General features: G+C 40.4%; 9 protein-coding genes. 7 read left to right on the plus strand and 2 right to left on the minus strand.

Going from position 1 to position 12,984, the window contains the following annotated elements; all coding sequences use genetic code 11:
* Positions 1–2 precede the first annotated feature (2 nt).
* Positions 3–887, plus strand: coding sequence for a dienelactone hydrolase family protein (locus tag Q0874_RS13195; protein ID WP_299163826.1), 885 nt, complete (start codon positions 3–5; stop codon positions 885–887).
* A gap of 130 nt (positions 888–1,017) precedes the next feature.
* On the opposite strand, the gene Q0874_RS13200 is transcribed toward Q0874_RS13195, so the two are convergent.
* The gene (locus tag Q0874_RS13200) at positions 1,018–2,649 is read right to left on the minus strand and encodes a carboxylesterase family protein (RefSeq protein WP_299163827.1); all 1,632 of its coding nucleotides are present in this window, start codon (positions 2,647–2,649) and stop codon (positions 1,018–1,020) included.
* A gap of 96 nt (positions 2,650–2,745) precedes the next feature.
* Here Q0874_RS13200 and Q0874_RS13205 point away from each other — a divergent pair, with 96 nt between their 5' ends.
* From Q0874_RS13205 to Q0874_RS13230, 6 genes are all read left to right on the plus strand, one after another.
* A complete protein-coding gene (locus Q0874_RS13205; RefSeq protein WP_299163829.1) occupies positions 2,746–3,462 on the plus strand; it encodes an NUDIX domain-containing protein in 717 nt (238 codons plus the stop codon).
* Between the two features lie 118 nt (positions 3,463–3,580).
* Positions 3,581–4,390, plus strand: a complete 810-nt coding sequence (locus Q0874_RS13210) for a sugar phosphate isomerase/epimerase (RefSeq protein WP_299163988.1) — start codon at positions 3,581–3,583, stop codon at positions 4,388–4,390.
* A 33-nt stretch (positions 4,391–4,423) separates the two neighbouring features.
* Positions 4,424–6,040, plus strand: a complete 1,617-nt coding sequence (locus Q0874_RS13215; RefSeq protein WP_299163830.1) for a carboxylesterase family protein — start codon at positions 4,424–4,426, stop codon at positions 6,038–6,040.
* A 22-nt stretch (positions 6,041–6,062) separates the two neighbouring features.
* Complete coding sequence (locus Q0874_RS13220) at positions 6,063–8,375, plus strand: glycoside hydrolase family 3 N-terminal domain-containing protein (protein WP_299163832.1); 2,313 nt, start codon at positions 6,063–6,065, stop codon at positions 8,373–8,375.
* 109 nt (positions 8,376–8,484) lie between these two features.
* Entirely contained in the window at positions 8,485–10,470 is a 1,986-nt protein-coding gene (locus Q0874_RS13225) for an alpha-L-arabinofuranosidase C-terminal domain-containing protein (protein WP_299163834.1), read from the plus strand.
* Positions 10,471–10,793: 323 nt separating this feature from the next.
* A complete protein-coding gene (locus tag Q0874_RS13230) occupies positions 10,794–11,291 on the plus strand; it encodes a heme-binding domain-containing protein (protein WP_299163836.1) in 498 nt (165 codons plus the stop codon).
* 97 nt (positions 11,292–11,388) lie between these two features.
* Here Q0874_RS13230 and Q0874_RS13235 read toward each other — a convergent pair whose 3' ends face one another.
* Positions 11,389–12,900, minus strand: coding sequence for a biopolymer transporter TolR (locus Q0874_RS13235; RefSeq protein WP_299163838.1), 1,512 nt, complete (start codon positions 12,898–12,900; stop codon positions 11,389–11,391).
* Positions 12,901–12,984: the final 84 nt, after the last annotated feature.

A 12,984-nucleotide genomic window follows, 5' to 3' on the forward strand; every position in this document is an offset into this window, starting at 1 on the left:
TTATGAAAAAACTTAAAAAAGAAGATATTAAACAGGAAGTCTTTGATCTTTATGATGATTATGCACATAACAAATTACAAAGACGCGAATTTATTGAAAGACTATCTCTCTATGCCGTAGGTGGTATCACTATTTCATCTCTTATGAGCTTTATGATGCCCAATTACAAGGATACCATGCTGGTACCACCCAATGATCCCAGGTTGGAATCGGAATATATTAATTATGACTCTTCCAAAGGTGGCGGAACCATTAAGGGGCTTCTCTCCAAGCCCAAGGATGCTAAAGGAAAATTGCCTGGCATTGTTGTTGTACATGAAAACAGGGGGCTGAACCCCTATATTGAAGACACGGCCAGAATGGCAGCCTTGGAAGGATTCATAACTCTGGCACCAGATGCACTTTCACCTCTTGGCGGATATCCGGGTAATGACGATAAAGGCCGGGAAATGCAGCGAGAACGTGACCGATATGAAATGCTTGAGGATTTTATTGCCGCCTATGAATTCTTAAAAGCTCACGAGGGATGCAATGGTAAAATTGGCGTAGTTGGTTTTTGCTTTGGTGGATGGATTTCAAATATGATGGCCGTGAAAGTTCCCGGACTCTCAGCAGCCGTACCTTTTTACGGTGGACAACCTAAAGAAGATATCGATAAAATAAACGCGCCTTTAATGTTGCAATACGCCGGATTGGATACAAGAGTTAATGAAGGCTGGCCTGCTTATGAAGAGGCCTTAAAAGCAAATAACAAGGAATATGTGGCCTATATCTATCCTGATGTAAATCATGGTTTTCACAATACAACTACGCCGCGCTATGACAAAGAAGCGGCCGAATTGGCCTGGAAACGTACCATTGATTTTTTTAATAAAAACCTAAAGTAAAGACAGACTATTTATATATAAGTAGCGCTACATGAGTACTCTTTATAATCATTAGTTCAAACAAAAAACCTGCCGGATGGCAGGTTTTTTGTCTTTTATCGTTTGATTTCAGATCTTCTAATCTATCTTCTCAATTTCCATAAGTCTTATCCAAAAATTCATAACGAGCATCATTGCTGGCGTTTTTGGCAACACTTTCTGTATTAATAATCATTATCGGCGGGGTGGTGTCATTAGCTTCTGCAGAGGGCCACTCGGCCAGATTTTCCCCATTTGGATTACCGGTCTTGATGAAATTGGCAAAATAATTTTGCATCGTTTCAGAAACTTTAAAATCATCTTCTGTCCAGACATAGTCGTCTACCAAATGTAAGTTCCCCATGCAATATTCAATTTCACAGGCATGCGGAGCTCCAATGGCTTCCGGCTTTGCTGGGGCATCGGAATCTTTTTTTACTGTACCCCCTGCTAAACCCGAAGCAAGGGTCTTGTCCTTTAAAGGGGGACGCAATTTGCTATACTGATAGCGGTAAACTTTTTGATCGCTGTTTTTTCTGTGCAGATCAAACCATTTCCAGGTACTGTACGCTATAAATCGATCCGAGGCCAGGTCTGTCGCAGATCTTTCTATTTCCTGCACTGAACCATGAGGATATAGTTTTAAAACCTCATCATGCGTTTCCGGATAGGCTTCTTTAACCTTTGCTAAATAATTTTCCTCAGTGTAGGGTTGCCCCTGCATAAAAGCCATCCCCGGAATTTCAGCAGAATTCCATCCCAATAATAAAGGCACCATAGCTTGTTGTTTGCTTTCAAATATTTCGGGTAGGGATTTTGGTAAGAAATAGCCATCGATTACGGCAGGAAAACCGAATCTTTTGGATTCATTGTATATTTCATAGACCTCTCTTGTACTTAGTTTTCTTAATTCGGCCAGGCTGGGGTATCCCGCGTTTTTGGCAAATTCTAATCCGGTATTTTCGGCTTCCTTCAAAGATACCGGAGCCATTGTTGGCTTAATTCCTGCTCCACTTTCCCCAATAGCACCGGCAATCAAATTTTTGGAAAGCGGCGAGGCCATCTGTTGGCTTACCCCTATAGATCCCGCGGATTCTCCTGCAATAGTAATTTTATTGGGACTACCCCCGAAGGCAGCAATGTTCTTGTGCACCCATTTCAAGGCGGCGTTTTGATCCAGCAATCCATAATTTCCTGAAGCTCCGTAGGGTGCTTCAGCACTCAGCTCCGGGTGTGCAAAGAACCCAAAAATATTCAACCGGTAATTTGTGGTAACTACAACAATCCCCTTTTTGGCCATACTCTCCCCATCATAACGATATTCTGAGGCATCACCTGCAACATTTCCACCACCAAAGAAATAAACCAATACGGGCAGGTCTTTGGTGTTTCTGGTAGCAGGTGTCCAAATGTTTAAATAAAGGCAATCTTCACTAAGACCCTTTGAGCGCGATTTCATATCACCAAATACCAGGGTTTGCATGGGTCGCGGGCCAAACTCCTTGGTTTTCTTTACGCCCTCCCAATTGTCCAAAGGTTGTGGTGCCTTCCAACGCAAATCACCTATCGGTGGTTTGGCAAAAGGAACTCCAAAGTAAGTTTGAATACCTGTGTGTGTATCAAAATTACCTTCAATAATACCGTTTTCAACCTTCACCTCAACGGGAAAGGCATTATCATTCTGAGCTACACCAACGGAAATTATAAGTATCAAAAACGTAGAAAAAATCAAGGCTGTTTTCATTGGATAAAATGTTAAAGTTTTATTATTGTCTCATTTTGTTACAATAATACTTTTTTTTCTTGGAATTTTATCATTTATTTGGATAAATTTTAATTCTTGACAAAGATCAAAAAAAAGAAACTGCTTGACGGCAAGGATTATATACCTCATCTGGCTTATGATTCGGTCATCTTTGGATTTAATGGGGAGCAATTAAAAATACTGGTTCTGGAGTACCACAATACGAATTTTTTCGCCCTCCCGGGTGGCTTCGTAAAGCGAACTGAAAATTTGGATGATGCCGTGCAAAGAGGTTTAAAGGAACGAACCGGATTGGATAATATTTATTTGGAACAGTTTCATACGTTTGGTACTATTTCACGCTCGGCGCCTAAGACGATGAGAAAAATTTTAACCGAAAATAATTTTGATGTGAAAGAGAACTACTGGATGTTCGACCGTTTTATTTCAGTGGCTTATTACGCTTTGATCAATTATGATGAAGTAAATCCAAAACCCGATGCACTTTCCGACAGTATTAATTGGTATGCCATTGATGAACTGCCTCCCTTAATGATGGATCATCAGGAAATCGTGGAAAAAGCACTGCAAGTACTCAGAGTTAATCTGGATAGAAAATTAATAAGCATGAATCTGTTGCCTCCTAAATTTACCATGAAGCAATTGCAGCAGGTATACGAAGCTATTTTAGGAGAAAAACTGCGTCGAACCAGTTTTCAACGCAAAATGCTGGCAATGGATATTCTGCAACGTCATGAAAAACTATTTCAGGGTAAAGCACATAAAGCACCCTATTTATATAGTTTCAATTAACAGGGTGAATATAATTATTTAGCATCATAACGAATATTAATAAAAAACAATGAAAAAATTAAAGACAAAAACAACCTTAAAACTCCTATTCTCCATTTTTCTTTTGGCCGGGACATTTATGGTTAATGCACAAGAAAAATTTGGAGGTTTAGCACTATACACTGTGCGGGATGCCATGGAGTCGGATGCCAAAACTACTTTGCAAGCAGTGGCAGATGCCGGATACAGCTATTTGGAAGCCGCCGGTTACAACGATGGTAAATTCTACAATATGACACCCGGCGATTTCAAAAAACTATTGAATCAGTTAGGCTTAAAACCTGTTAGTAGCCATCAGAGTACGGTAACTATGGAGAATGCAGATGCCATGATTGCAGATGTTAAAGCGGCGGGATTTAAGTATTTTGTAATTCCTGTGCCTCCTATGGGGTTATTTAATTTTGATCGTGAAACCAGAATTATGAGTATGACGGGTGGTGCAGCCAATCTTGCCGAAATAGTCAATACCCTTGGTAAAAAATGCCATGCCGCCGGACTTGAATTGCTATACCATAACCATGATTTTGAATTTCAAAAAGATTCCGATGGCATTGTGCCTATAGATTATTTGCTGGAACATTGCGACCCCAAATATGTAAATTTTCAAATGGACCTGTATTGGGTTACCAAAGCAGGAGCAGATCCTGTGGCTTATTTTGAGAAATTTCCCGGACGCTTTAAAATCTGGCATGTAAAGGACATGGATGAGCAAGGCAGGTTTGCACCGGTAGGTAATGGAAATATCAATTTTGCCCGTATCCTTGAGAATAAAAAACTGTCTGGCATGAAGTACTACATGGTGGAACAGGACATGACCTTTGATGGCCTGAAACCACTTGAAGCCATGAAGTTAAGCCATGAAGGATTGAGAAAAATTGGTTTTAAATAGAACAATAGTTATAGGAATACTAATATTAGAAAAATGAAAAAAATTAATCTACATCTAATGGGCCTGGTCCTATTTTTAATGACCATTTCTCTTTCTGCCCAGGAAGTCATTACCGGTGAGAACATCGCCGTGACTAATACAGAATCAGGGAAAGTACGAGGGTATATACACGATGGCACCTATATCTATAAAGGAATCCCCTATGCCAAAGCAGAGCGATTTATGGCTCCAACAAAGGCTGATTCCTGGGAAGGTGTTAGAAGTTCAACGATGTACGGGCCTGTGGCGCCCCTTATGACGCCTACAACACAGGTTATGGATGAACCTGAGTTTGTTTTTGACCATGACTGGGGATATCCTAACGAAGACTGCCTTCGAATTAATATTTGGACCCCAGGTATTGACGATGGTAAAAAAAGGCCGGTTCTGTTTTGGATCCACGGCGGCGGTTTCACTGCTGGTTCCAGTCAGGAATTACCTTCTACTGATGGAGAAAACCTAAGTAAAAAAGGAGACGTGGTGGTTGTTTCTATTAACCACCGTCTGAATATTCTAGGCTTTTTAGATCTATCTGCTTACGGGGATAAATACAAGCATTCTGCCAATAACAGCATTATAGATATCGTGGCCGCACTCGAATGGGTAAAGAACAATGTTGAAAATTTTGGAGGCGATGCGGGTAATGTAACCATTTTTGGACAATCTGGCGGGGGTGCCAAAGTGAATACGCTAATGGCTATGCCTAAAGCCAAGGGCCTTTTCCATAAGGCCATTAATCAAAGTGGGTCTTTCCGTACTGCCATGTTGGAAAAAAACGAAACACAGACCATTGCAGCAGAAGTAATTTCCAATCTTGGATTAAATGATAATCAGGTAGATAGCCTGCAGAACATCCCTTTTGAAATTTTAAGTGCGGCAGGTACCAAAGCGCTAAAGACGATTGAAGAAAAAATGAAGGCCGAAGGGAAACCGGTAATCGGGTTTGGACTTAATTGGGGTCCTAGCCGGGATGGGGAAGACCTGCCTTATCAGTTGTATTCTAATGAAGCTTTTGATCTTTCCAAAGAAGTACCCTTATTAGTGGGAACAACGAAAAACGAATTTGCTCCTTTTGCAAATATGCGGTTTGTCAAAGCTTCTGAACAGCAAATAATGGAGCATATAAAGGAACAGTATAAAGATAAGGCGAATGCCTATTTAAAGGCTGTCAAAAATGCCTATCCTAATGATACGGATCCAAAGGACTTAATTGACGTGGATGTAATGTTCCGTCCCGGTGCTGTTGATCAGGCTAACGAAAAATCCAAACTTCAAGATGGTGCACCGGTTTATATGTACCTTTTTACATGGCAGTCCCCGGTTTGGGATGGTAAATATAAATCCCTGCATTGTATGGAATTGCCCTTCGTCTTTGACAATATCGAGAGGGGTAAAAATATGACAGGTGGTGGTAAAGCGGCACATGCTTTAGCGGAGAAAGTCAGCAATTCCTGGATCAATTTTGCCAGAACCGGAAACCCGAACCACGAAGGTATTCCTGAGTGGCCGGCATATACTCCAACCAATACAGCTACTATGCACCTGAATAACACTTGTATAGTAAAACCTCAATTGGACAAGGATTTATTCGAATTAGTAAGCAACAAATAAAAAGTACTTAATTATAAAAAACATGGATATACAAAAAAAATCAGTTATTGTATTTTGTTATGCCGCAGTATTACTGTCTATATCTTGTAGCCCGAAATTTACCGAGGAAGACAAAGGAGATTATACGCTGGTAAAAAATGAAGGCGGAAAAACACTGGGGTATAGCCCTAATTCTGGCGTCAAGTTATTAAATATTGATCGCTATGCCTTTAAAGATTTGAGCAAGGATGGAAAATTGGATGTTTACGAGGATTGGCGATTACCCGCAGAAAAGCGGGCCCAAGACCTGGCAGGGAAAATGTCTTTAGAACAAATTGCCGGTTTGATGCTCTACAGTGGACATCAATCTATTCCGGCAGGAGGCAATAGATTTTTTGGTCCCGCAACCTATGGAGGTAAACCATTTGCCGAAAGTGGGGCGAAAGCCAGTGACCTGTCTGATGCACAACTAAAATTTCTGGAAGAAGACAATCTCCGACATGTGCTCATCACAAGAGTAGAGTCTCCTGCTATTGCTGCCAAATGGAACAACAATGCACAAGTGTTGGTGGAAAAAATCGGTTTAGGAATCCCCATCAATTCAAGTTCGGATCCCCGACATGGTAGTGATTCCTATGCAGAGTTTAATGCAGGTGCGGGCGGTGAAATATCAATGTGGCCCGGCACTTTAGGTATCGCAGCTTCTTTTGATCCCGCTCTTATGTATCAATTTGGAGAAATTGGTTCAAAAGAATACAGGGCACTTGGCATTGCTACTTCTTTGTCACCTCAAATAGATTTGGGAACGGAACCACGTTGGAACCGGTTCGATGGCACTATGGGCGAAGACCCGGATTTGGCAACGGATATGGCAAGGGCATATGTAGACGGATTTCAGTCTTCAGACAATGGAGTTGGTTGGGGATATCAAAGCGTGAATGCCATGGTAAAACACTGGCCTGGCGGAGGTCCCGAAGAAGGGGGCAGGGATGGTCATTTTGGCTATGGGGCCTATGCTGTTTATCCGGGTAATAATTTAAAAGATCATTTACAACCATTTACTGAAGGTGCCTTTAAGTTACAAGGCCCTACTAAAATGGCTTCCGCTGTTATGCCTTACTACACCATCTCTGATGGGCAGGATACCAAGAATGGTGATAAAGTAGGTAATGGCTTCAACAAGTACCTGATTACCGATCTTTTAAGGGGCGAATATGGTTTTGATGGTGTGGTATGTACAGACTGGGGTATCACCCGTGATGTAAGCGCAGTAGATTTATTTGAAGGCAAAAGTTGGGGTGTTGAGACTATGACTGTAGCCGAACGCCATTATAAGGTGATTGAAGCCGGCGTGGACCAATTTGGTGGAAACAACGATATGGGACCCATTTTGGAAGCTTATAAAATTGGGGTCGCTGAACATGGGGAAGAATATATGCGTCAGCGATTTGAAACCTCCGCAGTTCGTTTGCTGATGAATATTTTTAGGGTCGGACTTTTTGAGAATCCGTATCTGGATATCGAAGAAACTGAAAAAATTGTGGGGAATGCAGAATTTATGAAAGCTGGATTTGATGCCCAATTGCGTTCAATTATTATGCTAAAAAACCATCAAAATACGCTTCCATTAAAAGCGAAGCAAAAAGTGTATGTTCCTCAAAGGTATATTGCTGCGAGCAGGAATTGGTTTGGAAGAGAGACCCCGGAGAAATTGGAACACCCTTTTAATATCGAGGTCGTTAACAAGTATTTTGAAGTTGTAGAGAATCCATTAGAAGCAGATTTTGCGCTTGTCGGAATTACTAGTCCCAATGGCGGGGTAGGTTATAATAGAGAAGATCTGGCTAAAGGTGGCAATGGCTATGTACCTATAAGTCTGCAGTATGGATCCTATACCGCTACTGATGCGCGCGAGACCAGTTTAGCAGGTGGAAGCCCATTAGAAGATTTTACCAACCGTTCGTATAAAGGTAAATCGGTTACTGCGATTAACACTACCGACATGAAAATGGTAAACGAAACCAAATCAAAAATGGGAAACAAACCGGTTATTGTAGTTGTAAATATTTCCAATCCCATGGTATTTTCGGAAATTGAAAAAAGCTCCGCATCCATTCTGGTTCATATGGGAGTTCAGGATCAGGCGTTGATGGAAATAATTACAGGTGAAGCAGAACCATCAGCACTATTACCTTTTCAAATGCCTTTAAATATGAAAACGGTGGAGGAACAATTTGAAGATGTCCCAAGAGATATGACTCCGTATGAAGATTCTAATGGCAATGTGTATGACTTTGCTTTTGGAATGAACTGGCAAGGGATTATTAAAGACGCGAGGGTTGATAGGTATAAATAGAATAAAGCATAATTAGAATTTTATTTGTAATTCAGATAATTGGAACTGGTTAATCTCAAATAAGTTAAGCCGGTTCAATTTACAAAGCGAAAACCTAAATGAAAAAGTCATGACCAGAATCAACAGTTATCCTTTATTGGCAATTCTCCTGATATGCTCAATTTCAGCAACAGGACAAAAAACCAGGTTGGAAGTAGATGTCAACCATTCAATTGCGGAAATTCAACCCACTATGTATGGAATCTTCTTCGAGGATATCAATTTTGCGGCAGATGGCGGGGTGTACGCTGAAATGATCAAAAACCGGGGCTTTGAATTCGACAACCCTAAGATGGGCTGGCAGCAGCCCAACAGCAATTCCTATGGCTTTAATAAAAAGTCTGGTATTGCCAACATAATCAAGTCAGGCACTGATGCTTCCAGTAATAATTTCTGCCGGGTAAGCATAGAAAACGATAGTGGATATGTTTTAATAAACGAGGGCTTCCGGGGTATGGGCATCAAAAAAAACGCTAAATACAGGCTTTCCTTAATGGCCAAAAATTCAAAACTGGCAATTCAAAAGGTCCGAATCCATTTTGTAGACGAGACAGGGCAGGTTTTAGGGGAATGCAGCATCATACCTGCGGCCAGGGACTGGGAAACATATACTGCTACCCTAATGGCTACGGAGACGAATCCAAAGGTTGAATTAAAAATCACCTTTGAAGGCACCGGGGTAATAGATTTGGATAATATTTCACTTTTCCCTGTGAATACCTGGAAGGGAAGAGAAAATGGATTGCGGGAAGACATTGTGCAACTCCTTGCCGACCTGCAACCAGGTTTTTTGCGTTTTCCTGGCGGTTGTATAGTGGAAGGCAGGACATTGGCCCAACGCTATCAATGGAAAAAAACAGTGGGGCCATTATGGGACAGAACCTTGTTGATAAATCGCTGGAATACAGAATTTACACACCGGCCCACCCCGGATTATTTTCAGAGTTTTGGCCTCGGTTTTTTTGAGTATTTTCAACTTGCGGAAGATCTAGGTGCTGAGCCATTACCCATTTTGGGCTGTGGAATGGCCTGCCAGTTCAATACAGGTGAATTAGTTCCACTCGCTGATTTGGATCCCTATGTACAGGATGCATTGGATCTTATAGAATTCGCAAATGGCCCTGCCGATTCCCCTTGGGGTAAGGTACGCAATAGCATGGGACACCCTGAACCTTTTAATATGAAATACATTGGTATTGGAAATGAGCAGTGGGGGCCCGAATATATTGAGCGCTATGCAATCTTTGAAAAAGCCATAAAGGAGCAGCATCCTGATATTGTTATTATTTCAAGTAGTGGTCCATTTCCTGAAGGCGATTTTTTTGAGTATGGCACGTCTGAACTGAAAAAGTTAGATACCGAAATTATTGATGAACACTATTACAATACCCCGGAATGGTTCAGGGATAACGCTACCCGTTACGATAATTATGTTCGCGGAGGGGCCAAGATATTTGCCGGTGAATACGCTGCCCAAAGCGTCCGAACAACCAGCCCGGAAAACAAAAATAACTGGGAATGTGCACTCTCTGAAGCTGCCTTCATGACAGGATTGGAGCGAAATGCCGATTTAGTTGTCATGACCTCCTATGCCCCGCTTTTAGCCCATCAGGAGGGATGGCAATGGACTCCAAATCTTATCTGGTTTAATAATTTGGAAACCTACGGAACTGCAAACTACTATGTTCAGAAATTGTTCTCAAATCATCGTGGAAATGAACTATTGGCCATTTCTACTTTTGACGGAAAAGTGGTTGCCGGAGAAAATAACCTTTTTGCCTCTTCGGTTAAGGATACGCAATCAGGCGAAATATTTGTAAAATTGGTGAACACTTCGGATAAAAAAAAACAACTTGAGATTGACATCAAGAATCAAAAATTAGAGGGGACGGCCACAGCCTTGATCTTAAGTTCAGATCAGCTTACTGATGAGAATTCCTTTGAAAACCCTAAAAAAATAGTACCACAGGAAAGTGAACTTTCTGCAATTAATAACCACCTTAGTCTGGAAATTGACCCATATACCTTTATGGTTGTTAAAATAGGTCTGAAGTAGAAGGATTTTAATAGGGGATAATGAAGTATTTAACAAATTTGATGCTCATTATGGAGGGTAAAATAGGATCAAAGCAATTGTTGCCTTTTTAAATTCCCACTAAAATGAAGCTGTTGAAGAAAAAATTGAGGTGATGACCAGAGCTATGAATCCTTATAAGGGTTCCAAAAGAATTAGTATAACTTAGCCTTTGGCATGGATTGGAATGGGGTAATTTCCGATGACCGTGTAAAAAGTATAAATAATAGCTATTTAGTTAAACCTTTGGATAATATTAATGTCCAAAAATAAATATATTTAAACATTCACTTAAATTATAAAACATGTTAAAGAAAGTTTTAATCGGATTAGGTATTGTATTGATAATTATACAGTTTTTTCGCCCTGAAAAGAACGAATCCAACGACCTGACTTATGACGTTTCCACAAAATATCAGGTCCCGGATGATATCAGCCATCTGTTGCAGGTTTCCTGCAATGACTGCCATTCAAATAAAACGGAGTATCCGTGGTATGCAAATGTACAGCCGGTGGCATGGTGGCTAAATGACCATGTGGTAGATGGAAAGAGACATCTAAATTTCTCAACTTTTACCAAAATGCCCATAGCTGTTCAAAATCATAAATTTGAAGAAACTATTGAAATGGTAGAAGAGAAAGAAATGCCATTACCTTCTTATACCAATTTTGGCTTACATAAAGAAGCTGATCTTTCAGAAGATCAAAGGCAGAAGATTATAGTTTGGGCAAAAGATCAAATGAACTATCTCAAAGACAACTATCCGGCAGATAGCCTGGTTATGCCTAAGAGAAAAAATTAAAGAGTGTTTTAGGTTGCAAGGGATAACCCAGGCATGTTGTGTGTTAACATTCCAAGTAATATTTGAAAAAGAACTGAACTTACTACCTGAACCAAAGTTATAGTTTGGTATTGGTTACGAATGCTATTTTTTTACTATCCGGAGACCAGCTTGGCACATTAATAGAACCCTGTCCGCCATAGATGTATGCAATAACCTTTGGTGTTCCCCCTTCGTATGGCATTATACGCAATAAACAATGCTTGTAAAACGGATGGTCAGCGGGGTCTATATCCTTGGGAAAAGAAATGAAGGCAATCCATTTTTTATCCGGACTGATATGCGGAAACCAATCATTGTATTCATCAAAGGTCAATTGCTTTTGATCTTCACCGTCAGCTTTCATTCTCCATAGTTTCATCTTTCCGGTGCGGGTTGAGTTAAAAAAGATGAATTCACCATCCGGACTATACTCCGGCCCATCATCTAGAGTAGTTTGATTGGTAAGCTGATTTTCCTTACCGGAATCAATATCGATGGAGTAAATATCATACGCTCCATTTCGGTTGCCGGTAAACACCATTTTCTTATTATCAGGTGACCAACCATGTAAATATGATGCCCCTACTCCCGGTTTTGTGACCATTTTGGGTAGAGAATCCCCTTCCGAAGGCAAATAATACAAAGCCGAAGTTCTGTCGTCATCCGGATTATGATTGCTAATCCCTAATAGCTTACCATCAAAAGTGAGGACATGATCATTGTTGTTATTTATGGCAAATCCCGTATTCAAGGGTGAGATGGTACTGGAAGAAATTTCGTAATTATATAAATGCCCTTTCGAATTGTATATTAATTTCTTTCCATCTGTCGTCCAGTTAGGTGCCTGTATGGAATGTGCAGACCTATAGATAATCTCTCGATGTCCACTGCTTACATCCATAATTTCCAGATTGCTGCCAAGATAGTCGCGATAAGGCGTGTAATCAGGATCAACCGGTCTAATAATTCTGACGTTTCTGTATTTCACGGTTTCCATTACCTCAGGGTTATGGGAGCAACTATAAATTCCGATGTAAACAGAGTTGTCCAGTTCCATATCCTTTAATTCCACACTTGTAAATTCTTCCCCAAATTTGGCGGTAGACATAATATAATTATTGCCAATCCTTTCCAATTGAATAACATCCGGAAATGTGTCTGAAGAAATCACTTCTTTGGTTTCCCCTTTAACCTCTTCGCGGTATTGAAGGGTGGTAAGGCCATCACCATGAGTAGTGGCATTTACATGTTTTGAATTTGCATCCAAATTATTCTTAACTATCCATCCAGCTTTTCTATGAGGATCTACCCCTTTTCCTAAGAATTTTACTTCTGCTCTCAGAATAAAATCGCCTTGAATAGTTGTCCATAAATATTGAAAATCATCCTTCCCAAACCACATATTGGTTCCTGAGCCACCAATTTTATAGGTTTGATTTTCTGCAGAATATTCCGAAAATCCCTTTAATTTACAATCGCCGATATCGCTGTTGTTATCAAAAATTCCTATTTGGTTCTGGGCTTGTACATCATTGATCGCAAAGATCATAAAGCTTAGTAGGACGTAATATAATTTTGAAGTTTTCATTTGATATAGGTTTTTGATGAACAGACTAAAAAAAATTAAGACCATTTTGCCATAAGTCCTTCAAATTTTATGCAAATTACTGAT

It is taken from the genome of uncultured Eudoraea sp., from assembly GCF_947490415.1.
Classification (GTDB): Bacteria; Bacteroidota; Bacteroidia; order Flavobacteriales; family Flavobacteriaceae; genus Eudoraea.